Origin of the sequence: Caballeronia sp. LZ001, from assembly GCF_031450875.1 — a bacterium.
Taxonomy (GTDB): Bacteria; Pseudomonadota; Gammaproteobacteria; order Burkholderiales; family Burkholderiaceae; genus Caballeronia.
Genome location: NZ_JARTVX010000004.1, coordinates 1,185,368 through 1,209,695, shown reverse-complemented (window position 1 = coordinate 1,209,695; position 24,328 = coordinate 1,185,368). Strand labels below are relative to the sequence as shown.

The following is a 24,328-nucleotide window of genomic DNA, read 5'->3' as shown; positions in this document are numbered from 1 at the left end:
CTCGAATTGGCCTACGGTCTAGCGCCCGGCATGATGTCAATGAGTAGAGAGCGCGCTTCCTCTCGGAGTCGCTTCTCAGCCTCTAGGTATGGGCCGGACTGCGACATCACGCCTAAATTGAACGTCGTTAGATGCTGGGCATGAAGGCTGGTGTTGCTTCCTGCTTTAGCAATTTCAGACGTGATCTTAAGGGCAAGCAAGATCCGACTATTCGCAACGGCCGTCAGTCCTGACACCGCACCCTGCAATTCTGGGAAGTACAGCGCAACAAGGTTGTCTAGGCGAAAGATAGGATCATCTTGATCGATCACCTTGCCGGTCGGCGCCGATTTCTCAACCGCAAACATATACGCTGAACGGTCTTGTGCTGCAGCCAGTAACTCCTCTAGCTTGATGCGCCTTAGGTTAGTCCATTCTCGATGAGCCCAATCTTGTCGTGAAATCTCGACTTTCACTTGCTCAACGATACCAGTGATCTTCCCAACGTCTTCCTTAGTAGCCAGTCCTTTGCCCTTTTCACGAAGGTACGCGCCGGCCCAGGCGCCTCCTCCCGCGACGACCAAAGTAATCAGGAGTTGGAGCGCTTGGGAGGCACTCATTGTTGCGATCCTTCCCCAGTGCTCGATTTGGCAGCGGGCTCCGACGTACGCTTAGCCTCTGCGGCGGCGATCAAGTCGGCATTGCGCTTACGACGTTGCTCGCGTTGAATGTACCAGTCATCAAACAACGACTCGATTAGTCCAATCAGAAGTCGCGCTTCATCAGGCTCGACGTCGACGATCACATTTACGTCGCCCTCCATGTGCGCACCAATGTTGCCGAGATCCTTCACTGCAACAATTGCTCGCCACGTGTCCTCGTCTAAACGATCTTTGATCGCTTTGATCTCGTCCCAAAGCCGGTTGCTCTTCGTGTTTGTCTTCCAGAAGTCGCGAATCATCCCCTGTAGACAGCGGCGGCATAGTGTTGCTGACGCTTTTGGACTCAGATTTGCGATAAGACACGCCTCTTCATAGTCTGCACGCAGGGCTTGGGGGATGTACTCAGGAAAAGGCTTCGCCGTCCCTCTTGGGAGCAAGTTCCATTCAGCTAAGGGAGCTTCACCGGAAACGTTAAAGTCGACGTTTCCATGATGATCGCTGATTCTTTTCAGCGACCACATGGCGGCGTACAGTTCAGGCTTATTGCACGCTGGGTTGGGACAAACCTGAGCGAGTGTATATATGAGAAAGGGGCCGGTGGAGTTCGGTATCACCACCTTGTGCTCTCGACGGGACTGGTCCGCATCTCCAAGAGTCGCGTGACTACCGCAATATGGGCACTGCCAATTCACTCGCCCGCTCACTATTTTCTCCCGATCGAAACAGCACTCTCTACTTCGTTGGGCATGATGTTGGGAAAAACAAAAACGGGCCTTGAAAGGCCCGTCTGGCATATCGCTCTGGCGGAGAGAGGGGGATTCGAACCCCCGATAGGTTTTACCCTATACACGCTTTCCAGGCGTGCGACTTAAACCGCTCATCCATCTCTCCGGAAGACCGCGATTATACCAACTTCCCGCCGCCCCGCCACCCCCTACGGATGTCGAATGTAATCGACGAGCGCGCGCGTGTAAGCATCCGGTTTCCGGTCGAGAAGACTCACGACGATCGCCACCGCAAAACCGGCCGGCACACCGAAGACGCCAGAACTGATCGGCTCGATGCCAAACCAGCGATGCCCAGCGAAGCCGGTCAGTTGCACGAAGAACGGATACGTCGACACGATGTAATACACGCACACGACAAGCCCGGCAATCATCCCGGCGACCACGCCGCGCTGCGTGGTGCGCTTCCAGAACACACCGAGCACCAGCGCTGGAAACAAACTTGACGCCGCCAGCGAAAACGCGGCTCCCACCAAAAAGAGAATATTTCCCGTATTGAGCGACGCCACCCACGATGCCAGCAACGCCACGCCCAGCAACAAGATCTTGGAAATGGTGACGCGCCGCTGACTGGTCGCGTTCTTATCGACCATGCAGTAATAGACATCGTGCGAAAGCGCATTCGCGATGGTCAGCAGCAAGCCATCCGCCGTCGAGAGCGCGGCCGCCAGCGCGCCCGCCGCGATCAATCCCGATATCACGTACGGCAAGCCCGCAATTTCCGGCGCGGTGAGCACGACCATGTCGGGCTGCATCTGGATTCCCGCCCAACGCACGATGCCATCGCCATTCACATCGCTGATATGGATGAGATACGGCTCCACGCGCCGCCATTGCGTGACCCACTGCGGCAGGTCCGCGAACCGGTGGCCGACAATGCCCGTCAGAATCTCGTGCTTGATGAGCACCGCGAGCACCGGCACGGTCAGATAAAACAGCGCCACGAAGAACAAGGTCCAGCCAACCGAGCGCCGCGCCGATGCCACCGATGTGGTCGTGTTATAGCGCGTGAGGATGTGCGGCAGACTGGCCGTGCCGATCGACAGGCACAGCAGCAGCGACAAGAAGTTGAGTTGATGCGAGCGCGGCGTCTCATCGCTCGCGGAGTCCGGCGCGAAGGCTTCGACCATCGAAACCGGAGCCGCGACGCGCTCGGTCAGAGCATCGCGTTCGCGCGCCCACTTGACTCTCGCATCCGCGGGATCGCGGGGGAACGAAGCCAGTTCGCGCTCGCGCTCGTTGATTTCGCGCAGCGGGCCGTTATGCCGGCGCAGGTCCGCGACTTCGTTGACGAGACGGCCGTGTTCGTCGAAGAACGACTTCGGTAGCGCGTCGATACGCTGCTGCATCCGCGCCGCCTGACGCTGATAATCCATCCGCACGCGCGCTTCGTCGGGTGACGCCGCGACTTCGCGCTCGAGGGCTTCGACTCGCTCCATCACGCGGCCATAGTTGAGTTGCGGCAGCCAGCCAAGGCCTTCGCGATGCGCGATCATCGACACGGGAATCAGCATCGCGCTGATCAGAATGATGTACTGCGCGACCTGCGTCCACGTCACCGCGCGCATGCCGCCCAGAAAGGAGCACACGAGAATGCCCGCGAGCCCGCAAAAGATGCCGATGGAAAACTCGATGCCGATAAAGCGCGACGCGATCAATCCGATGCCCTGAATCTGCGCGACGAGATAGACGAACGAGCAGAGTATCGCCGCGATGGCCGCGAGCGCGCGCACGAGGTTGCTGGAAAAGCGTGTGCCGAGGAAGTCGGGAATGGTGTAGCGCGCGAGTTTGCGCACGTACGGCGCGAGCAGGAACGCGACGAGGCAGTAGCCGCCGGTCCAGCCCATCACGTAGGCGAGGCCGTCGTAGCCGCTTGCGTAGATCGATCCCGCGAGTCCGATGAACGACGCCGCCGACAGCCAGTCCGCCGCGGTCGCCATGCCATTGAACGCCGACGGCACGCGCCGGCCCGCGACATAGTATTCGACGAGATCGGACGTGCGCGAAAGCAGTCCGATGACCGCATACACCGCGATCGGCACGAACAGGAACACGTAGCCTATCCACATGCCCGGCCCGGTCGTGCGCTCGATGCGCTCCATCAGAAAGATAAAGAGCAAAAAACCGAGCGTATAGAGCGCGTAGGCGAGGATCAGCCGGTTCGTGAGCTTCATCGCGCGGCCGCGTCCATTGCGTCTTGTCTCGCCGATAACGCGGCCACGCGCAACAGACGCGCATCGGCAATCTGCATCAGCACGATATAGACGAGGATCAACGCGACATAGACGAGTATCGCGCCTTGCGCCCCGAAGTAGAACGGCAGCGGAAAGCCCGCGACGCGCACGTGCGCCAGACGCTGCGCGAAAAGCGGCACGCCGAACGAGACGACGAAACCGATCGTGAGCAGCACGCCGATCAACGCGATGTTGAAGCGCCAATACGCCCGATGCGCGCGCGCCATTGCCGCCGGCACGAGCGGCGGAGCGGGAAGCGTGGGTGGCGCGGAATCGGCGGGCGGCGGCATGACCATGCGGTTATTTACCAAAACCGCATGGTATCGGCAATCGGGGACTACAGCGGGATGGGATGGGCGGACGCGGATGGAGTTCGAATCTAACTGCGTTTGCCCTGGCTGGACGAGTCCGCTGCCGAGACGACCGAATGGAATGGCACGGAGACGGAGAGGCTCACGTACCTGCCCTCGTCGATCGAGCTAAACCGCAATCACGGCATGCGGCTAAACGCGATGCGGCGCGCGCCTTGACGTGCGCGACACATCGCAAACCGTCAATCAACGCGCCTCGCCGAGCTGATCCAGAATCGCCGGATTCTCGAGCGTCGAAACATCCTGCGTGATCTGCTCGCCCTTCGCGAGCGAACGCAGCAGACGCCGCATGATCTTGCCCGAACGCGTCTTCGGCAAATTCTCACCGAAGCGAATGTCCTTCGGCTTGGCGATCGGTCCGATCTCCTTGCCAACCCAATTGCGCAGCTCGTTCGCAATCTGCTTCGCTTCATCGCCCTCAGGACGATCGCGCTTGAGCACGACGAACGCCACGACGGCTTCACCGGTCGTGTCGTCCGGACGGCCGACGACTGCCGCCTCCGCGACCATCGGGTTCGCAACCAGCGCCGATTCGATCTCCATCGTCCCGAGCCTATGACCGGAGACGTTCAGCACGTCGTCGATACGGCCCATGATCGTGAAATAACCGGTGTCCTTGTCGCGCACGGCGCCATCGCCCGCGAGATACAGCTTGCCGCCGAGTTCCTCGGGAAAGTAGCTCGACTTGTAGCGGTCCGGGTCGCCCCAGACGTTGCGCAGCATGGACGGCCACGGACGCTTGACCACCAGAATGCCGCCTTGTCCGTTTGGCACGTCCTGGCCGGTTTCATCGACGATAGCGGCCATGATGCCCGGCAACGGCAACGTGCACGACCCCGGCACGAGCGGCGTCGCGCCCGGCAGCGGCGTGATCATGTGGCCGCCGGTTTCGGTCTGCCACCAGGTGTCGACGATAGGACACTGCCCGCCGCCCACGTTCTCGTGATACCACATCCACGCTTCGGGATTGATCGGCTCGCCGACGGTGCCGAGAATGCGCAGGCTCGACAAATCGAAACTCTTCGGATGGACCTTCTGATCCGCTTCCGAGACCTTGATGAGCGAGCGGATCGCCGTCGGCGCCGTGTAGAAGATCGTGACCTTGTGGCGCGCGATCATCTCCCAGAAACGGCCGGCGTGCGGATACGTGGGCACGCCTTCGAACATGACTTGCGTCGCTCCAATGGCGAGCGGCCCGTACGCAATGTAACTATGTCCCGTGATCCAGCCGATGTCCGCCGTACACCAGAAGACATCGCCCGGCTTCATGTCGAAGGTCCACTTCATGGTCTGCGCGGCCCACAGCAACACGCCAGCCGTGCTGTGCTGGACGCCCTTCGGCTTGCCCGTGGAACCCGACGTGTACAGAATGAAGAGCGGATGCTCCGCGCTCACCCATTCCGGCTCGCACGTCGCCGGTTCATTCTCGACTACGTCGTGCAGCCAGGAGTCGCGTCCTTCGGTCCATTGCACCTTGCCGCCCGTGCGGCGATACACGATGACGTTCTTCACCGCCTCGCAGCCGCCGGCCGCGAGCGCTTCATCGGCGATGCTCTTGAGCGGCAACGCCTTGCCGCCGCGCATCTGCTCGTCGGCGGTGATGAGCGCGACCGCGCCGACATCGACGAGACGTTCGTTGAGCGACTTCGACGAGAAGCCGCCGAACACGACCGAATGCGTCGCGCCGATCCGCACGCAAGCCTGCATGGCGACCACGCCTTCCACCGACATCGGCAGATAGATCACCACGCGATCGCCCTTCTTCACGCCGCGCTTTTTGAGTGCATTGGCCAGACGGCATACGCGGTCGAGCAAGTCCTGATACGTGACGTTGGTGACCGTGCCGTCGTCGGCTTCGAAGATGATGGCGTTGTCGCCGCCGCGGCCCGCTTCGACATGGCGATCGAGACAGTTATACGAAGCGTTCAGCTCGCCGTCTTCGAACCACTTGTAGAACGGCGCCTTGGTTTCGTCGAGCACGCGGGTAAAGGGCTTGTGCCATGACAGCGTTTCGCGCGCGAGCCGCGCCCAGAAACCTTCGTAATCGCGTTCGGCTTCGGCGACGAGCGCCTTGTAAGCCTCCATGCCGGAGATGGCCGCGCCCGCCGATGCCTTCGCAGACGGCGGGAATACGCGTTTTTCCTGAAGAACCGATTCGATCGCAGACATCGACAACCTCTCTGATGGTGATTCCAAAAGCCGGCGGCGCGCTTCGTTGCTATCGCGTGCCGCATGTTATGAAGTTCGAAAGCCGGAAAGCGTGCTTCGTTCCCGGCCGAACCTTGTCTCCTTTCCAGGAACGGCTTCGCTCGTAAAGCGCTGCCATCCCGCATGTACTCCAAGATATGCCGTTCAACTTACCCGCTTCTTACGCGCGCCGGTCAAGAGGCACGGGGTATACGCGGAGTCGCGGCGGCTTCAATTACAATGCGTCCCCACAATCGTAACTGAACTCGCAGTGCGGATTCCAGCTTGAATCGCTACGCCCTTTTACTCATCGCAGCCATGCTGCTCGTCGGAAGCAACGTCGGTATCGGCAAGTCCATCGTCGCGTCCGTTCCCGTTCCGCTCTTCGCGCTTCTGCGCTTCGTGATCGCCCTCTTGGTCCTTTGGCCGCTCTTCCGGCTCCCCAAGATGAGGCAGGTCGCGCGCGGCGAATGGATCAACCTCTTTCTGCAGGCATTCTTCGGCACATTCGGCTTCACGCTTCTGATGTTGAATGGCGTCGCACGCACGAGCGCGGTCGCGGCGGGCGTCATCACGAGCACGATTCCGGCTGTCGTCGCGCTCTTCTCGTGGCTCTTTCTCAAGGAGAAGCCGAGCGGACGCGCGTTCGCATCGATCGCGCTTGCGATTGCGGGCGTGCTCGTCATCAACGTCGCGCAAAGTGGCGATGCCTACGCCGACGGCAGCGCGGGCTCGCTCACGGGCAATCTGATGGTGCTCGGCGCGGTGTGCTGCGAGTCGCTCTATGTGATCCTGTCGCGGCGTCTGACGCAAACGCTGCCGGCCATCGACATCTGCGCTTATACGCATGGCATAGGCTTCGTGCTGATGCTGCCGTTCGGCGCGGCTTCGTTTGTTGCGTTCGACTGGCGCGGCGTCGAACCGCTCACCTGGGCGCTCGTACTCTGGTATGGACTCGCGGCGAGCATCTTCTCGTTCTGGCTGTGGATGAAAGGCATCCGCCATGTCGACGGCAGTCTCGCCGGCGTGTTCTGCGCGGTGCTGCCGATTGCCGCCGCGATCTACGGCATCGCGTTTCTCGGGGAGCGGCCGAGTATCGCGCATGGCATCGCACTCGCCTGCGTGGTCGCGGGCATCGGGCTCGCGAGCATGAAGACGCGCGCGGCGGTATCGGTTGCCGAGTAGGCGCGCCGACACGAACGCATTTTGAAAGCCGGGCGGATCGTCACATACAACTTGCTACAATGGCGGGCTTCCTGAGCGCGGGTCCACGACCCGCGCGCGTTTCCTGTTCGTTGCTTCTTCCCTTTCCTCGTCCGACAGCCGACCGACAAGCCGCCCATGCCCGCTTCCAAGCACACACCCGACTCGCGCGTCCAACCCGGCTCGATGAAGGCGCTGCCGAAAATCATCTTCATGAGCCGCTGGCTGCAGGTGCCGCTGTATCTGGGCTTGATCGTCGCGCAAGGCGTGTACGTCGTGCTGTTTCTGAAGGAAGTCTGGCATCTCGTCACGCACGCAATGACGCTCGATGAAACCAACATCATGCTGGTCGTGCTCGGCCTCATCGACGTGGTGATGATCTCGAACCTGCTGATCATGGTGATCGTCGGCGGCTACGAAACCTTCGTGTCGCGTCTGGGCGTGGAAGGTCATCCCGACGAGCCCGAATGGCTCGACCACGTCAACGCGGGCGTGCTGAAGGTCAAGCTCTCGATGGCGCTCATCAGCATCTCGTCGATCCATCTTCTCAAAACCTTTATCAACCCGGACCAGCATACGTTTCATACGGTGCTGTGGCAGGTGATCATCCATATGGCCTTCCTGTTCTCGGCGCTCATCATGGCGTACGTCGACAAGCTGACCACGCATACGCATCCCGCACATTTTCACAGCGAAGTCGCGCCCCGAAGCGCGCTCGACTGAGCCTCAGGCGTTATCAGAACGCACAAATATATTCGTCCCCGAAAAGCTTAAGCCATGACCGTCATCAAGCAGGAAGACCTGATCCAGAGTATTGCCGACTCGCTGCAATACATCAGCTATTACCATCCGCTCGACTACATTCAGGCGCTCGGCCGCGCCTACGAGCTGGAGGAGAGCCCGGCCGCGAAGGACGCCATCGCGCAAATCCTGACCAATAGCCGCATGTGCGCGGAAGGCAAGCGTCCGATCTGCCAGGACACGGGCATCGTGACCGTGTTCGTCAAGGTTGGCATGGACGTGCGTTGGGACGGCGCGACGATGAGCGTCACCGACATGATCAACGAAGGCGTGCGCCGCGGTTACCTGAACCCGGACAACGTGCTGCGCGCGTCCATCGTGAGCCCGCCCGAAGGCGCGCGCAAGAACACGAAGGACAACACGCCCGCCGTGATCCACTACGAGATCGTGCCGGGCGACAAGGTCGACGTGCAGGTCGCGGCCAAGGGCGGCGGCTCGGAAAACAAGTCTAAGTTCGCGATGCTGAACCCGTCGGATTCCATCGTCGACTGGATCATCAAGACCGTGCCGACGATGGGCGCGGGCTGGTGTCCGCCAGGCATGCTCGGTATCGGCATCGGCGGCACGGCGGAAAAGGCGATGCTGATGGCCAAGGAATCGCTCATGGACCCCATCGACATTCAGGACGTCATCGCGCGCGGACCGCGGGACTGGATCGAAGAACTGCGCGTGGAACTGCACGAGAAGGTGAATGCGCTTGGTATCGGCGCGCAAGGTTTGGGCGGGCTTGCCACCGTGCTCGACGTGAAGATCATGGCGGCGCCGACGCACGCGGCGTCCAAGCCCATCGCGATCATTCCGAACTGCGCGGCCACGCGTCACGCTCACTTCACGCTCGACGGCTCGGGCGCGGCGAAGCTCGAAGCGCCGCCGCTCGACGCGTGGCCGGACGTGACCTGGGCGCCGAACACGGAAACCAGCAAGCGCGTCGATCTGAACACACTGACGCCGGAAGAAGTGGCTTCCTGGAAGCCGGGTCAGACTTTGCTCTTGTCGGGCAAGATGCTCACGGGCCGCGACGCGGCGCACAAGCGCATTGCCGACATGCTCGCCAAGGGCGAAAAGCTGCCGGTCGATTTCACCAACCGCGTGATCTATTACGTCGGCCCGGTCGACCCGGTGCGCGACGAAGCCGTCGGTCCCGCCGGCCCGACCACGGCCACGCGCATGGACAAGTTCACGGAGATGATGCTCGCGCAAACCGGCCTCATCTCGATGATCGGCAAGGCCGAACGCGGGCCTGTCGCCATCGAGGCCATCAAGAAGCACAACGCGGCGTATCTGATGGCCGTGGGCGGCGCGGCATATCTCGTCTCCAAAGCCATCCGCGAAGCGAAGGTGCTGGCGTTCGAAGACCTCGGCATGGAAGCCATCTACGAATTCGACGTGCGGGACATGCCGGTGACGGTCGCCGTCGATTCGCAAGGCACGTCGGTACACAAGACGGGTCCCGCCGAATGGCAGGCGAAGATCGGCAAGATTCCCGTCGCGACGGTCTGATCGATCGAGGCCGCACGGATCGCGGCCAATGAAGAGCCGGACCGCGCGTCCGGCTCTTTTGTTTTGGAGAAGCGGTATCGAGAAGGATTTCCATTCTCAGTTTTATCGCAATCAAAAAAGATTCACTCATCCTTGGCAGAGCCGTTAAGAACGTTTATCTTTGCGGGATGCCCCACGCTATGAAAAGGAACAATCATGAAAGGCGACGCTAAAGTCATCGAATATCTGAACGCGCAGTTGAAAAATGAACTGACTGCGATCAATCAATACTTCCTGCACGCGCGGATGTACAAGCACTGGGGCCTGGAAAAGCTCGGCAAGCATGAGTACGACGAATCGATCGGCGAAATGAAACACGCCGACTGGCTCATCCAGCGCGTGTTCATGCTCGACGGTCTGCCGAACCTGCAAGACCTGCACAAGCTACTTATCGGCGAAGAGACCAAGGAAATCCTCGAGTGCGACCTGAAGCTCGAACAGATTTCGCAGTCCACGTGCAAGGAGGCGATTGCCTATTGCGAATCGGTGCGCGATTTCGTCTCGCGCGATATCTTCGACAAGATCCTGAACGACACCGAGCAACACATCGACTGGCTGGAAACGCAACTGGATCTGATCGACAAGGTTGGCATCCAGAACTACCAGCAGACTATGATGGGCGAAGGCGAGTAAATATCTGTCCGCAATGTCAGTAGTTGTCGTACCCACAATCATGCCGAACGCGCGTGCTCCGACAAACGCGAGCGCGCCGGTCGGCATTTTCGATTCCGGTCTCGGCGGCTTGTCGGTGCTGCGTGCGGTGCGGGCGTTGCTTCCGCACGAGCGGCTCGTCTATGTCGCGGACTCGCTGTACGCGCCTTACGGCGAGCGCGATGACGATTTCATCGTCGACCGCACCATGGCCATCGGCGAATGGCTCGTCGCGCAAGGCGCCAAAGCGCTCGTCGTCGCATGCAATACGGCAACCGCGCAATCCATCGCGCTCGTGCGCGAGCGGCTTTCCATTCCGCTCGTGGGCGTCGAACCGGGCGTGAAGCCCGCCGCCGCCGTTTCCAAGACGCGCGTCGTCGGCGTGTTGGCAACCGCGGTGACCTTGCGCAGCGCGCGCTTCCAGTTGCTGCTCGAACGTTATGCGGGCGATTGCCGCTTCATCTGCCAGCCGGGACACGGTCTCGTGCAGGCCGTCGAACGCTGCGATACGTCGTCGCCGGAACTCATGGCGCTGCTCGAAGGCTATCTCGCGCCCATGCTCGAAGCCGGCGCGGATACTCTGGTGCTCGGCTGCACGCACTATCCGTTTCTCGACCGCGCCATTCGCGAGATCGCCGGCGAACGGCTGCAACTCGTCGATACCAGCGTCGCCATCGCGCGCCAGCTCGACCGTCTGCTGGAAACGAACGCGCTGAAAAACTCATCGGCTGCGGTGGAATCCATGCCGCGCTTCTGCTCGACTGCCGACGGCGAATCCCAGCGTCAGCTCGCGGCATCGCTTCTGCATCTCGACGCCAGCGTCGAACACGTGCTGATCCCTTCGCGACGCACGCGCCTTGCCGAACCCGACATCGTCTAAGGGTTTTTCCGGGGCGTCATAGCCGTCGGAGCCCCACCAGCAAACGCTCCTAAGCAATAAATCGGCTAACACACGCGCTGTGTTACAAAAAACACAGAACCCGGCTTGCCAAGAGCGTCTTACTGAATGATAATAATTCGCATTAACGCAAGCTATCGCGAACGACCATGATCGTCTGTGTCTGCAAAGCAGTTTCCGACCGTAAGATCCGCTCCGCCATCGCCGATGGAATGGAATCCTTCGACGAGCTTCAGTTCGAGCTTGGGGTCGCGCTATGCTGCGGGAAGTGCGAAGCAAGCGTGCGCGACGTCATGGCGACGAGCGGTGTCTGCGCGTCGCGCTGTGGAATGGAACAGCGCGAACATCCGCAAGTCGCGCCGCTCACGTTCTACGAACGCCAGGCTGCCTGAAGTTGCGCGGGGCGCGACCGAGATAGCGCTCGGCGCCCCGCTGTCGGCGAAGCGCGCCGCTTGGTTTCTTGATCGCTTATCGCAAGCCAGGTTCCGATCACCTACGCCAGCCACGCAACTCTTTGCCCTTAAGGAGGGAAAGATGGAATTGCTGATTGGTTTCGTGGCTACTCTATTCATATCCCTCATTATTTTCAGAAAATGATGTCGTTTGGTTTCTTCCGCGCCGAACCAGCGAACGTACGTAACTTCGATGGCCGCGCTACTGGCAACACCGCAAGCAGCGAATAAGAATGCAGTCCCCGACAACCTCTCCCGCTGTATTCGACACGACGACGCCGAGCAATTTGAACCCGCGCGTGGTGGCCGCGTGCGTCGCCGTGCTGGCGATTCACGCCGCGCTCTTCGGCGTGGCGCTCACCATGCATCGCGAGCCGCTGCCGCGCCCCGTCGAAGCGAAGACAATCACCGCGCAATTGATCAGCGAAACGCCGGCGCCCGCGCCGCAGCCTGTCGCCGTGCAGTCGCCACCGACTCCCGAGCCGCCGAAACCGGTTCCAAAGCCGCAGCCCAAACCGAAGGTCAAACCCAAGGTCGAGCCGAAGCCCACGCCGATGCCGGTGCGCGAGACGCCCTCGCAAATCGCCGCGCCCGCGCCCGATCCCACACCGCCGGCCCCGACACCGCCCGCGCCAGCGCCCGCCGCGCCGGCCGCGCCCGCGATCGGAAAACCGACGATGGATCTGGCCGCGCCGAAGAACGTCGCGCGTCTGAGCTGCAACATCGCGCAGCCGGATTATCCGGCGATGTCGCGGCGTCGCGGCGAAACCGGCACCTCGCTCGTCAAGCTGACGGTCGGTATTACGGGCAAAATCGAGAATGTGACGCTGCAAAAGAGCAGCGGCTCGCAGCGCCTCGACGACGCGGCGCTCGACGCCGTGCGCAGCAGCGCGTGCAGTCCTTACAAAGAGAATGGCGAAGCCATTCGGGCAACCGCCACGGTGCCATTCGTATTCAGTCTGAACGACTGACCGGCTTTTTTTAGAAACAGGAACTGGAAATGAACAACTACGGGATTGCGCACGTCTGGGCGCAAGGCGACTTCGTCACACGCGGTATCGCGCTGGCGCTCGTCATCATGTCGGTGCTTTCGTGGACCGTGATCGTCGTCAAGGGATGGAACGTGCTGCGTCTCAAGCGCCTCACGAAGAACGCCGATCAGGCCTTCTGGCATTCCGACGACTTCAACGACGGCATCAAGAAAATCAGCAGCCAGTCGTCGAATCCGGCTGACAACCCGTACCTCGCGCTGGCGCTGGCCGGTCAGGAAGCGTCCGAGCATCATCATCAGACGCAGCCGCATCTGCACGACCGCATGGATGTGTCGGAGTGGATCACGCGATGCCTGAAAGACGTCATGGATGAAAGCGTCGGCCGCATGCAAGCAGGGCTCGCCGTGCTGGCATCGATCGGCAGTACGGCGCCGTTCGTCGGGCTGTTCGGTACTGTCTGGGGCATTTATCACGCGCTCCTGACAATTGGCGCGACGGGCCAGACGTCGATCGACCAAGTGGCGGGTCCGGTGGGCGAGTCGCTCATCATGACGGCCTTCGGTCTCTTCGTCGCAATCCCTGCCGTGCTCGGCTACAACGCCCTCACGCGCGCGAACAAGAGCGTCGTGACGAAGCTGAACCGCTTCGCGCACGGCTTGCACGCCTTCTTCGTGACCGGCTCGAAGCTGTCGTCGTCCAAGCGCACCAAGGACGCCACGTCCGAAAGCCTGCGTCTCGCGACGCGCGCATCGTAAGCGGAGGTTCAAGATGGCCATGAGCCCTTTCGCCGGCGATGAAGACGACGGCATGATGAGCGAGATCAACATGACGCCGCTCGTCGACGTCATGCTGGTGCTCCTCATCATTTTCCTCGTGACCATCCCCGCGATGCATCACGCTGTGAAGATCGACCTGCCGCATGCAAGCAGCCAGCCGCAAGACGAAAAGCCGTCGCATGTGGACGTCGCGATTCAAGCCGATGGCACGATCGTCTGGGACGAGCAGAAAATCGACGACGCGACGCTCAAGGCGCGCATTGCGCAGGCTTCGCAGCAAAACCCGCAGCCGGAGATTCATCTGCGCGCGGATCGCAAGGTGGCGTACGAACGCGTGGCCGATCTCATGTCCGCGGCCCAGGCGGGCGGACTCACGAAGATCGGTTTCGTGACCGAGCCGAAAGCCGGCGGCAATTAAAGCAGCGCGCAACAGAGCCGCAAAAAGTAAAAGGCCTTCATCGTCGGATGAAGGCCTTTTTTATTGCGCACTCGGCGCATTCGGGCAAGGCAATTACTTGGGACTCGAATAGCCCGAGCCGGAAGAATCGCCACATGCGGCAGCCGTCGTTGACACGGACAGCGCGATCAGCCCTATCAGGCTAACTATCAGAGTAGCCGTCAGTTTCCGCATAAGAAGCTCCTTAGCGAAAGGAATTTCAATATAACGCCGGCCATTCCCGCAAACAAGGTTTCGGCGATTGAATCTGTCCATCGCAAGCGCGCGCTTCAATGACATAAATGATGCCGCGCGCCGATTGCGATCAAACCGTTTCGCGTTCCGGCTGTTCGTTGACAGGACATTCTCCGGGGAAGCGTTTGCCGCCTTCGATCGACTCCACCAGAAAATCGACGAACGCCCGTACGGCCGGGACCATGCCCTGCCGCGTCAGGAAAACCGCATAGAGTTGCGGCGACGGAAATGTCCAGCCGGGCATCACGGGCGAAAGCTGGCCGGTTCTGAGCGGCGCGCCGTACATCATCTCGGGCAGCGCCGCGATGCCGACGCCGCGCATGACGGCTTCGCGGATCATCGAGAGATCGGCGGTGACGAGACGCGGCTCGTGCTCGAACTCGTGACGCGTGCCATCGGGCGCGATCAGTCGATACACATGGCGGCCATCCGCCGATGGCACATCGAGCGTGTCGTATTGCGCGAGTTCGGCGGCGGTCATCGGCGGCGCGTTCGATTTGAGAAGCGAAGGCGCGGCGACCAGCATCTGCTCGGTGCGCCACAGCGGGCGCGCGACCACGTTCGAACTCACGGGCGGCTCGGAGCGCACGCGCAAGGCGACATCGATCGCGTCTTCGAACAGATCCACCACGCGATTGGTTACGCGCAGCACGACCCGCACTTCGGGGAATCGATGCATGAAGTCGGGCATCACCGCCGACAGAAACGTCTGCGCGATGGTCACCGGGACGCTCACGCGCACCGTGCCACGCGGTGAGTCACGCAGGCTTTGCACCACGTTGACGGCGGCCTGCGCCTCCACGAGCATTGCCTGACAGTGTTGATAGAAAAGCTGCCCCGCCTCGGTCAGCGCAAGCTTGCGCGTGGAGCGCTGCAAAAGGCGCACGCCTAGCGACGCCTCCAGCTCCGACACGCGCCGCGACAAGCGCGACTTGGAGATGCCCAGCACGCGCTCGGCCGCCGAAAAACCGCCGTGTTCGACGACGTGCGAAAAGTACATCAGATCGTTCAGATCGTGCGAATCGACTTTCATGGGACGTTCGGTTCGTTCGAGTTCGTTATCCGTGGCGGGACAATCCATTGCGCCGCGAGGTCTTTTATCGCTAAATCCGGCACATATAATATCCCCACGTTCTACAAATATCGCTATTTCCCTTTTGGTGACGCGAGGCATTCCGATCATGAGCCGTACCATTTCCAGCATCATTCCCGCAACGCGCACGGTTGAAGGCGGCGGCTTCGTCGTGCATCGCCCGTTTCCGACGCGTCTTCTGATGGACTTCGACCCGTTCCTTCTCCTCGATGAAATGGGCCCGACCGATTACGCTCCGGGCGAAGCCAAAGGCGCGCCGGATCATCCGCATCGGGGCTTCGAAACGGTCACCTACATGCTCGAAGGCGAGTTCGGTCACAAGGATTCGGCCGGCCATTCCGGCACATTACGTCCGGGCGACGTGCAGTGGATGACCGCCGGCGCGGGCGTCATTCATAGCGAGATGCCTGGCGAGGAATTCACGCGACGCGGTGGCCGCGTGCACGGCCTGCAATTGTGGGTGAACTTGCCGAAGCGCGACAAGATGACAACGCCGCATTATCAAGAGATCGCGTCGGCGCAGATTCCCGTCGCGACGAGCGAAGACGGCAAGGTGCGCGTGAAGGTCATCGCGGGCGAAGCACTCGGCGTGAAGGCGGCCATCGAAACACGTACGCCGATTCTTTATCAGCACTTTTCGCTGCAACCTGGCGCAAGAGTCGAGCATCACGTGCCGCGGGATTTTCGCGTGTTCGCGTATCCGTTGTCGGGCGTCGGTCTCTATGGGCCGCAGGGTCAACCGGTACGCAAACAGCAGATGATCTCGTTCAAGGACGATGGCGACACGATCATCCTCGCCGCCGGCGATGAACCCGTCGAAGTGTTGCTCATCGGCGGCGTGCCGCTCAAGGAACCTGTGGTGCGCTACGGTCCGTTCGTCATGAACACGGAAGATGAAATTCGCCAGGCCGTGACCGACTATCAGACAGGCCGCATGGGCGCGATCACGCACTAGGCACACCGAGCGGTATTCATCGCTGAACCGTATCGGCACGATGAAACGGCGCGGCACGAACGGGCGCATTGCGTCACAATGACCGTTCGTGCCGCGCCGCTCTTATTCGCGCCGCTATTCTTGCCGTACATCGCCATTCATAGGAGCGACGCATGTCTTCCGGATCTTCCGTGACCGCCAGCATCGGCGCTGCCGACTATCAGGTGCAATTGCGCGACGGCACGCATGGCTGGGTCGCCGATGAACCCGCAACCCTCGGCGGCGCGGACACCGGTCCGGAGCCCGCGTCGCTGCTGCTATCGAGCCTGGGTGCGTGCACCTCGATCACGCTTCGCATGTACGCGAAGCGCAAGGGTTGGCCGCTCGAAGCGGTGCACGTCGAATTGTCGATGAAGAGCACGGCGGACGGCACGATCATCGACAGGCAGATCGCGCTCACGGGCGCGCTCGATGCCGAACAGCGGGAACGCCTCTTGCAAATCGCCAATGCGTGTCCGATGCACAAGGTTCTGTCCGGAGCGGTGCGCATCGACTCGGGGCTCGCTTCCTGACTTCCTGAAAACAGCCCGCACGGGTACATCGAACTATCCAGGGAAACGTCGTTTTGAATTTCGAACATCTCATCCAGATCAACGATCCGACCAATCCGCTCGTCGAGTCGCTCACGCGCGAACAACTGTGGGAAGGACTCGTGCTGCGCGCCGAGCAGCCGCAACTTTTCGTGCTCGGCCTCGATAGCTGCGACATCCTCTCGCGCGAGGGCGACGTCATGGAGCGCGAGCTGCACTACGGTCAGGCCGTGGTGCGGGACCGCGTTACCCTCACACCGGACAGCAGCGTGCGTTACGACATCCTGCCGACTGCCGAACATGTCGGCGGCTCGTTGACCATGGCGATCGAGCAGCCCGACGAGTTGCAACTGTTTCTGCGATTCACGTACAGCACCACCCTGCCCGAGAACGACGACGCAACGCCTGACGAGCGCCAGACCAAAGAGATCGTCAAGTCGGCTTATCGGGAATCGGATATCGACACGGTGCGGCTGATTCGCCAATATGCGCACGGGCGCCACGACGAAACGCCGCTGCACTAGAAAGTTCAAGTACTACATGAAGCGCGGCTATGACGGCCGCGCACCCATAGGAAACTCTAGTTGCAAATAGGAATAGTTATCATTTACTATAGACCCATCGAATCAACGAACGCACTCAAACGACATGACCGACACGCTGCGATCCACCACGCTCAGGCTTCGCCGTCCGGCAGTTCGCGATGCAGCCATCACGCGCCCAAAGACGGCTGCCGTGACGTCGGTGCGGGCATCGACGACATCGACGGATTCAGCCGATGCAACCGGCGATCGTTCGTTGCGCAGCGATACGTTACTGCAGGGGCGCAGTCATATCGCGATCGTGCATAACGGGGAGACCTATCAGTTGCGCGCGACGCGTCTGGGCAAGCTGATCCTGACGAAGTAGGCGGCAAAGAGGTAAGGCAGAACAGCAGTACCGTGTATTGTGGGGACCACCTCGCCAAAGAGGTGTTTGGCCTTAGCCAGCGAGGACGACTTGCACGCGAGAATTTAGACCCCTTCGTGCAAACACCAGCCAGTCGTCGATAGCAAGCGAAGCCGCTTTTTTTGGTTCCCGCCGATGTCATGTGCCCGAACGAGGCCATGCATTTTGATTGATCGAACGGCACGCCTTCAATGCGAAGGCGTGCCGTTTTTATTGTGCGCGGGCTATGGCAAAAATTCGAACGCGTGCTTCGACGTTCTCGCTTCAGACGTTTTCGATGCCAAGCGCCGCAATGCCCGCCCGCGCGATCGATGCATCCTGATCCGATTTCACGCCCGACACACCCACCGCGCCGACGATATCCGTTCCGACGAAGATCGGCACGCCGCCTTCGAGCATGGCCGTCATGGGCGCGCTCAGAAACGCAGTGCGGCCCTGCTTGATCGTGTCTTCATACACCTTCGTTTCGCGCCGGCCGAGCACGGCGGTGCGCGCCTTGCCAGTCGCCATCTCGACCGTGCTCGCGCCCGTCCCTTCGAGCCGATGCAGATGCAGCAGATGCCCGCCGTCATCGACGATGGCGATGGTCACGTTCCAGTTGTGCGCCTTGGCGTGCGCCTCGGCGGCGGCGGCCATCAGCAGGACGTCTTCGTCGGTCAGTACGGGTTTGGTTCTCACTTGATTCTCACCTAATGGCGTTATCGGCTGAAGCCCCAGAACATCAGATACCAGGCGCTATCCGCGACGGCGAGCGCCGCGACAAACCATACCATCGTGAGTGCGCGCGGAACAAGCGTCGAGGAATAACGAGCCGTGACGCGCCACGCGAGCCAGGCGCTCCACAAGTTGGCGACGCCAAGCAGCCCGAGGCGCAGGTCCGTCACCCACCACAGCGGCAGATGCTCCGCGCGCAGGAGCGAGACCGTGGTCGCCGACAAGCCGAGAAACACGCCGCATCCCGCGAGCGGAATCAGCGAGAGCGTCAGGTGATGCAGCCGCGCCGCGTGCATCTTGCCGAGCATGCGCGTGCCGAGCGCCAGCAGCGCGAGCAGCGCCGTGCCGTAGACGAGACCCGTCGCGACGATATAGCCGATCACCATTGTGCCGTCGAGCCAGGAGAACACGTCGTTCTGCTCGGGATAATGCGTGAAGAGGAACCACGGCGCGTTGGTATCGAGCGGCCAGAGGATGTTGTGATCGATCAGCCAGCTCGCGAAGATCTGCTTGAGACCGACGAACCATGTGCTCACGGTCCAGTGGAACGCACCGATCGCGATGCCGAGCAAGCCGTACAGAATCAGCGCCGTGTCCCACGGATTCGCCGCCTTGTTGCCGAGCTCGACCACCTCTTCCGACGGCGAGCGCCACGTGAGCGCGATGGCATCGCGATGGCCGCTGCATCGGCCGCACATGTGGCAGTCGGCGGCGCCTTCCATCTTGCGCAGGGGCACGAGCGGCGCGCAGTTGATCGGAATCACCCGATGCCCGTGCTCGCCTTCCTTGTACGAACGGCGCCACGCGTCTTCGCTGACTTTGTAGTGAAACGGCGCAAGCCGTGCGAGCAGCGAGAACACGCCGTTTACCGGGCAGAGGTACTTGCACCACACGCGCTTTTCGCGGCCATACAGCACGCCGACGATCATCGCGCCCACGGTTGAGCCGCCGAGCACGAGCAGCACGGCTTTCGGATATTGATAGACGCTCACCATCTGTCCGTAGATGGTCGTGAGTCCGAATGCGACGAACGGCCAGCCGCCCCAGCGCATCCAGCGCGGAATCGCCCAGCCGCGGCCGAACTTGCTCGCGAACTCGGTGAGCGCGCCTTCCGGACACAACACACCGCACCACACTCGGCCGAGCATGACCATCGACAGCAGCACGAACGGCCACCAGATGCCCCAGAACACGAACTGCGCGGCGAGCGTGAGGTTATTCCACAAATGCGCCGAGCCATCGGGCAGCGGCATGACAGCCGGCACGAGAATCAGAAACGCGTACACGGCAACCACGACCCACTGAATTCCGCGGATCGCGTTGCCGTGCCGTTGCATCCATTGACCGGCCTGTTGCAGCCGGCCGGGTCGTTGCAGAACAGAGCTCATGCTGGACGGCTCGCCGCCTTTTGTTTTTGCGCCATCTGATGATTGGAACGGCGCAGGAGAAGATAAATCACGATCCAGTAGACCGCGTAGGCAACCAGGTTCATGCCCGCCGGATGCGCGCGATAACCCGTGAGGGTGGCAACGAGCGAACCGAAGGTGCTCGAGTCGTCGAGCAGCGCGGACGAGTTCCACACCTGATTGACGATGACCGGCAGCACTTCCATGTCGATCAGTTTGTCGACGCCCGTCTCGAAGAGGCCGGCGGCGAGGAACAGCAGCATGATTTCGGTCACGCGAAAGAACGAGCGCCACGAGAAGATCTTGCCGCCGAGTTGCAGCACGTAGAACGTCAGGAGCGCGAGCGCGAAGCCGAGGATGATCGCGAGATATTGCGAAGCATCGACGTGTCCCGATTGCCCGAAGCCGACGCCATACAGAAACACGGCCGTCTCGCTGCCTTCACGCGCGATAGCCAGCGCAACCAGCACCGCGATGCCCCAGAACTGTCCGTCCTGCGTGCTCTTTTGCAGCGAGCTTTCCATGTCGCGCTTGAGCGTGCGGCCGTGACGCTTCATCCACAGGACCATCTGTACAATGAGCACGCAGGCGATCAGCACCATGCCGGTCTGGAAGTAATCCTGCGCGTTGCCGGACAGCACTTCCGTGAAGCCGATGAGCGCGGCGCCCAGCGCGATGGCGGCAACCAGCCCCGCAGCCACGCCGAACCACAGATAAGGCAGGCCGCGACGCGCCTGCTGGTCGCCGTTCTTCAGCCATGCGTACAGAATGCCGACGACCAGCAAAGCTTCGACGCTCTCACGCCAGACGATGAAAAGTACCTGCCCCATTTGAACCCCTTTGCGTTGCTTCACTTGCCCGCGCGGGCGCACCGAAACACGCGCGCGGCACAGACATTTACTTGGCGACGATCACGCCTTGCGCGGTCTGATGAAAGTCGTCGAAGAACTTGTATTCGCCCGGATCGAGCGGCGCGATCACCACGAACGAATCGGCACCCGGCGCGAGCACCTTCTCCTTGCGCAACTGCACGCTTTCGAACTCGGCCGCGCCCTTGCCGACGTTATGCACTTCGATCTTGATGCGCTGCCCCGCCGGTACTTCGATGCGCGCCGGGTTCAGCTTGCCGTCGTTCATTTCGAGCTTGAAGGTCGGCAGATCGGCGGCGTGCGCCGCGCCAAGACCCGCTGCGACCGAGAGCAACATCGCCATCAGCTGGCTTTTCAATTTCATGCGGACTTCCTGATTGGTACGCGTCCGGCGGCGCAGCAAACTGCAAACCCCTGCCGGAACGCGCGAACGCCGTGCGCGAGCTTAGTACCCGCCCTTCTTGCCGATGCCCGCGAACGGGAAGTCGTATTCGATCGTGAACGGCTTGAACCACGGACCCACGCCGGTTTCCTTGTCGACGTGACGGCCGAACGCCATGTGGCCGGTTTCGGAAGGCGGCGAGATATGCAGCTTGAGGTGATATTTGCCCGGACCGAAGAGCTTGACGTTGTCGCCGTAGTGCGGGCCGTCGCTTGCGACCATCGCCATCAGGTCGCCCTTGACCGACTGCGTCGAGCCGGTTTTCGTGAGTTCATACGTCACGTTCAGATAGGGCATCCAGTCGCCTTCGGCGAAACCGGTCGGGTTGTTCTTGACCGCGTGAATATCCGCTTCGAGGTGGATGTCCGAATCCGATGCCTTGCGCATGATGCCTTCCGGCGCCATCGTGATTGGCTGCAGATAGACGGCGCCCGTTTCCATGCCGCCTTCGATATGCTGCTTGCCGATCGGATACTCAGCAGCGGAAGCCGCCATCATCGCCGTGAGGCCCGCGGCGGCAACGAGGCCGCGCATCAACGTTGAACCCATCAAACACTCCTGTTGTTATCGATGGCGCGCGTGACATTGGCGCGCCCTTTCCACCGAACTCCGGCGCTCTAAAAAGGCGCGCCGCCAGCGCAAAAAAATGACTGTGGTGCCGGTTCGTTAGCGCGAAGCAGAAAACCGCTTCCAGAATCTGGAAAACGTTAATACGAACCATTCTCAATGTTCGTCAGTTTAGCACCCTTCACCACTCGGGACAAATTAGCGCGGGCTTACAAAAGCCTGCTGCGGCAAGGCTCCGGCGTGCTTTGCAGCCAACTCGCGGTCCATTCGCGGCCGATAAAAAACGCGGTGCGCCTTCCGGCTCGCCGCGTCGCTTGAGACAGAACGATGAAAACTTGCTTTCTTTTGCCTTACTTTCCGCCGATGCCGGTGATGTGATCGCCCACGTTCGCGCCGAACACGCGTTGACGTAACAGCGCCAATTGGTCGCGGGTCTGCGCCGCCTTTTCGAATTCGAGATTCTTGGCGTGATCCATCATTTGCTTTTCCAGCCGCTTGATTTCCTTCGCGAGCTGCTTCTCGGTCATGTCCTCGAACTTCGCGCGCGTCTGGGCTTCCTTCAGTTCGGCGCGTGCGTCGTCGGCGTTGTATACGCCATCGATGATGTCCTTGATGCGCTTTTCCACTCCGCGCGGCGTGATGCCCCGCTCGAGGTTATGCGCCACCTGCTTGGCGCGGCGCCGCTCGGTTTCGTCGATGGCGCGCTTCATCGAGTCCGTCATGTTGTCGCCGTAGAGGATCGCCTTGCCGTTCACGTTGCGCGCCGCCCGTCCGATTGTCTGGATCAGCGAGCGCTCGGCGCGCAGGAAGCCTTCCTTGTCCGCGTCGAGAATGGCGACGAGCGACACTTCAGGAATATCCAGACCCTCGCGCAACAAGTTGATGCCGACGAGCACATCGAACGTGCCGAGCCGCAGATCGCGGATGATTTCCACGCGCTCGACCGTGTCGATATCGCTGTGCAAATAGCGCACCTTCACGCCGTGATCGGCGAGAAATTCGGTCAGCTGTTCGGCCATGCGCTTGGTCAGCACGGTAACGAGCACGCGTTCGTGCACCGCGACGCGCGCGTTGATCTCGGAGAGCACGTCGTCGACCTGCGAGCGCGCGGGCCGCACCTCGATTTCGGGATCGACGAGACCCGTCGGCCGCACGAGTTGCTCGGCCACTTGCCCCGCTTTCTTCTGTTCGTAGTCGGCGGGCGTCGCGGAGACGAACACGGCCTGGCGCATCTTGCGCTCGAATTCGTTGAACTTGAGCGGCCGGTTGTCCAGCGCGGACGGCATGCGGAAACCGTAATCGACGAGATTTTCCTTGCGCGCGCGGTCGCCGTTATACATGCCGTTCAACTGGCCGATCAGCACGTGCGACTCGTCGAGCAACATGATGGCGTCGGGCGGCAGATAGTCGACGAGCGTCGGCGGCGGTTCGCCGGGCGCCGAGCCCGAGAAATGCCGCGAGTAATTCTCGATGCCCTTGCAAAAACCCAGTTCCTGCAGCATTTCCAGGTCGAAGCGCGTGCGCTGTTCGAGCCGCTGCGCCTCGACGAGCTTGCCCTGGCTATGGAAAAACTCCAGCCGCTCGCGCAGTTCCAGCTTGATGGTTTCGATCGCGCGCATGACGGTGTCGCGCGGCGTCACGTAATGCGACGACGGATACACCGTGAAGCGCGGAATCTTGTTGCGCACGCGGCCGGTGAGCGGATCGAAAAGCTGCATCGACTCGATTTCGTCGTCGAACAATTCGACTCGCACCGCCATTTCCGCGTGTTCCGCCGGAAAGATGTCGATGGTGTCGCCTCGCACACGGAACGAGCCGCGCTGAAAATCCGCCTCGTTACGCGTGTATTGCATGGCGATCAGCCGCGCGATGACATCGCGCTGGCCGAGCTTGTCGCCTACGCGCAGCGTGAGGATCATCTTGTGATACTCGGACGGATTGCCGATACCGTAAATGGCCGACACCGTCGCCACGATCACCACGTCGCGGCGTTCGAGCAGGCTCTTGGTCGCCGAGAGCCGCATCTGCTCGATATGCTCGTTGATCGACGAATCCTTCTCGATGAAGAGATCGCGCTGCGGCACATACGCTTCCGGCTGGTAATAGTCGTAGTACGAGACGAAGTACTCGACCGCGTTGCGCGGGAAAAACTCGCGGAATTCGGCGTAGAGCTGCGCGGCGAGCGTCTTGTTGGGCGCGAAAACGATGGCGGGCCGGCCCAGACGCGCGATGACGTTGGCCATCGTGAAGGTCTTGCCCGAGCCGGTCACGCCGAGCAGCGTCTGGAACGAGAGACCGTCGTCCACACCCTCGACGAGCGTCTTGATGGCCTCGGGCTGATCGCCCGCGGGCGGATACGGCTGATAGAGCTGAAACGGCGAGCCTTCGAACGTGGCGAACTTCGATTCGTCCAGTGCGTCGGGCGTTTCGATAAGGGTATCGGACATGGAGAGGGGAATCTTCTTAGTCGGCGCCGGAGCAAACACCTATTCTAGCGGCTGCGGCGAAAGTGGCGCGGGCGGCCTCACGGAGGCGGAATCGAGC

At 61.3% G+C, this 24,328-nt stretch carries 25 protein-coding genes and 1 tRNA gene; 13 read left to right on the top strand and 13 right to left on the bottom strand.

Annotated features, from left to right (window positions below; translation table 11 throughout):
• Positions 1-11 precede the first annotated feature (11 nt).
• The 6 genes from P9292_RS16140 to acs all read right to left on the bottom strand — a co-directional run bounded on the left by P9292_RS16140 (position 12) and on the right by acs (position 6,200).
• Positions 12-599, bottom strand: a complete 588-nt coding sequence (locus P9292_RS16140) for a hypothetical protein (RefSeq protein ID WP_309959973.1) — start codon at positions 597-599, stop codon at positions 12-14.
• Complete coding sequence (locus tag P9292_RS16135; RefSeq protein WP_309959972.1) at positions 596-1,162, bottom strand: DUF4145 domain-containing protein; 567 nt, start codon at positions 1,160-1,162, stop codon at positions 596-598. Before P9292_RS16135 ends, P9292_RS16140 begins: the two co-directional genes overlap by 4 nt.
• Before the next feature lie 280 nt (positions 1,163-1,442).
• A tRNA-Ser gene (locus P9292_RS16130) sits at positions 1,443-1,532 on the bottom strand.
• A 43-nt stretch (positions 1,533-1,575) separates the two neighbouring features.
• Positions 1,576-3,600 (bottom strand): sodium:solute symporter family protein, encoded by a 2,025-nt coding sequence (locus tag P9292_RS16125; RefSeq protein WP_309959970.1) that lies wholly within the window; start codon positions 3,598-3,600, stop codon positions 1,576-1,578.
• Positions 3,597-3,956: a DUF4212 domain-containing protein gene (locus P9292_RS16120; RefSeq protein ID WP_409015167.1), complete on the bottom strand. Its 360-nt coding sequence runs from the start codon at positions 3,954-3,956 to the stop codon at positions 3,597-3,599. The genes P9292_RS16125 and P9292_RS16120 overlap by 4 nt, the downstream gene beginning before the upstream one ends.
• Positions 3,957-4,217: 261 nt before the next feature.
• On the bottom strand, positions 4,218-6,200 hold the full coding sequence (gene acs, locus P9292_RS16115) for an acetate--CoA ligase (RefSeq protein WP_309959967.1): 1,983 nt from the start codon (positions 6,198-6,200) through the stop codon (positions 4,218-4,220).
• Positions 6,201-6,503: 303 nt separating this feature from the next.
• Between acs and P9292_RS16110 the strand changes: the two genes are divergently transcribed.
• The 9 genes from P9292_RS16110 to P9292_RS16070 all read left to right on the top strand — a co-directional run bounded on the left by P9292_RS16110 (position 6,504) and on the right by P9292_RS16070 (position 13,948).
• The gene (locus P9292_RS16110; RefSeq protein ID WP_309842452.1) at positions 6,504-7,403 is read left to right on the top strand and encodes a DMT family transporter; all 900 of its coding nucleotides are present in this window, start codon (positions 6,504-6,506) and stop codon (positions 7,401-7,403) included.
• Positions 7,404-7,607: 204 nt separating this feature from the next.
• Entirely contained in the window at positions 7,608-8,144 is a 537-nt protein-coding gene (locus P9292_RS16105) for a TIGR00645 family protein (RefSeq protein ID WP_404989359.1), read from the top strand.
• Between the two features lie 54 nt (positions 8,145-8,198).
• Complete coding sequence (locus P9292_RS16100; protein ID WP_244827627.1) at positions 8,199-9,722, top strand: fumarate hydratase; 1,524 nt, start codon at positions 8,199-8,201, stop codon at positions 9,720-9,722.
• Positions 9,723-9,917: 195 nt separating this feature from the next.
• A complete protein-coding gene (gene bfr, locus P9292_RS16095) occupies positions 9,918-10,394 on the top strand; it encodes a bacterioferritin (protein ID WP_309959965.1) in 477 nt (158 codons plus the stop codon).
• A gap of 40 nt (positions 10,395-10,434) precedes the next feature.
• Complete coding sequence (gene murI, locus P9292_RS16090; RefSeq protein WP_244827625.1) at positions 10,435-11,292, top strand: glutamate racemase; 858 nt, start codon at positions 10,435-10,437, stop codon at positions 11,290-11,292.
• A gap of 167 nt (positions 11,293-11,459) precedes the next feature.
• On the top strand, positions 11,460-11,702 hold the full coding sequence (locus tag P9292_RS16085; RefSeq protein ID WP_309842439.1) for a (2Fe-2S)-binding protein: 243 nt from the start codon (positions 11,460-11,462) through the stop codon (positions 11,700-11,702).
• A gap of 293 nt (positions 11,703-11,995) precedes the next feature.
• A complete protein-coding gene (locus P9292_RS16080) occupies positions 11,996-12,733 on the top strand; it encodes an energy transducer TonB (RefSeq protein WP_244827623.1) in 738 nt (245 codons plus the stop codon).
• A 29-nt stretch (positions 12,734-12,762) separates the two neighbouring features.
• Entirely contained in the window at positions 12,763-13,509 is a 747-nt protein-coding gene (locus P9292_RS16075) for a MotA/TolQ/ExbB proton channel family protein (protein ID WP_244827622.1), read from the top strand.
• 13 nt (positions 13,510-13,522) lie between these two features.
• Positions 13,523-13,948: a biopolymer transporter ExbD gene (locus P9292_RS16070; RefSeq protein ID WP_244827621.1), complete on the top strand. Its 426-nt coding sequence runs from the start codon at positions 13,523-13,525 to the stop codon at positions 13,946-13,948.
• 343 nt (positions 13,949-14,291) lie between these two features.
• Here P9292_RS16070 and P9292_RS16065 read toward each other — a convergent pair whose 3' ends face one another.
• Positions 14,292-15,254 carry a LysR family transcriptional regulator gene (locus P9292_RS16065; RefSeq protein WP_250464354.1) on the bottom strand — a complete coding sequence of 321 codons (963 nt, stop codon included), beginning with the start codon at positions 15,252-15,254 and terminating at the stop codon, positions 14,292-14,294.
• Positions 15,255-15,402: 148 nt separating this feature from the next.
• Between P9292_RS16065 and P9292_RS16060 the strand changes: the two genes are divergently transcribed.
• The 4 genes from P9292_RS16060 (at position 15,403) to hemP (ending at position 17,747) form a co-directional block, all read left to right on the top strand.
• A complete protein-coding gene (locus P9292_RS16060; RefSeq protein WP_250464352.1) occupies positions 15,403-16,269 on the top strand; it encodes a pirin family protein in 867 nt (288 codons plus the stop codon).
• A gap of 152 nt (positions 16,270-16,421) precedes the next feature.
• Positions 16,422-16,820 carry an OsmC family protein gene (locus P9292_RS16055; RefSeq protein ID WP_309959962.1) on the top strand — a complete coding sequence of 133 codons (399 nt, stop codon included), beginning with the start codon at positions 16,422-16,424 and terminating at the stop codon, positions 16,818-16,820.
• A gap of 53 nt (positions 16,821-16,873) precedes the next feature.
• Positions 16,874-17,362, top strand: a complete 489-nt coding sequence (locus P9292_RS16050) for an SRPBCC family protein (RefSeq protein ID WP_244827617.1) — start codon at positions 16,874-16,876, stop codon at positions 17,360-17,362.
• A gap of 124 nt (positions 17,363-17,486) precedes the next feature.
• Positions 17,487-17,747, top strand: coding sequence for a hemin uptake protein HemP (gene hemP / locus P9292_RS16045; RefSeq protein WP_244827616.1), 261 nt, complete (start codon positions 17,487-17,489; stop codon positions 17,745-17,747).
• A 303-nt stretch (positions 17,748-18,050) separates the two neighbouring features.
• Here the strand turns inward: hemP and P9292_RS16040 are convergent, their stop codons facing one another.
• The 6 genes from P9292_RS16040 to uvrB all read right to left on the bottom strand — a co-directional run bounded on the left by P9292_RS16040 (position 18,051) and on the right by uvrB (position 24,231).
• A complete protein-coding gene (locus P9292_RS16040) occupies positions 18,051-18,464 on the bottom strand; it encodes a heme-binding protein (RefSeq protein WP_244827615.1) in 414 nt (137 codons plus the stop codon).
• A 20-nt stretch (positions 18,465-18,484) separates the two neighbouring features.
• Positions 18,485-19,888 (bottom strand): 4Fe-4S binding protein, encoded by a 1,404-nt coding sequence (locus tag P9292_RS16035; protein ID WP_309959959.1) that lies wholly within the window; start codon positions 19,886-19,888, stop codon positions 18,485-18,487.
• Entirely contained in the window at positions 19,885-20,736 is an 852-nt protein-coding gene (locus P9292_RS16030; protein WP_244827613.1) for an FTR1 family protein, read from the bottom strand. Before P9292_RS16030 ends, P9292_RS16035 begins: the two co-directional genes overlap by 4 nt.
• A 67-nt stretch (positions 20,737-20,803) precedes the next feature.
• Positions 20,804-21,139 (bottom strand): cupredoxin domain-containing protein, encoded by a 336-nt coding sequence (locus P9292_RS16025; protein WP_244827612.1) that lies wholly within the window; start codon positions 21,137-21,139, stop codon positions 20,804-20,806.
• Positions 21,140-21,220: 81 nt separating this feature from the next.
• Positions 21,221-21,766, bottom strand: coding sequence for an iron transporter (locus P9292_RS16020; RefSeq protein ID WP_370652099.1), 546 nt, complete (start codon positions 21,764-21,766; stop codon positions 21,221-21,223).
• A 368-nt stretch (positions 21,767-22,134) separates the two neighbouring features.
• Positions 22,135-24,231, bottom strand: a complete 2,097-nt coding sequence (gene uvrB / locus P9292_RS16015; protein WP_244827610.1) for an excinuclease ABC subunit UvrB — start codon at positions 24,229-24,231, stop codon at positions 22,135-22,137.
• Between the last annotated feature and the right edge of the window lie 97 nt (positions 24,232-24,328).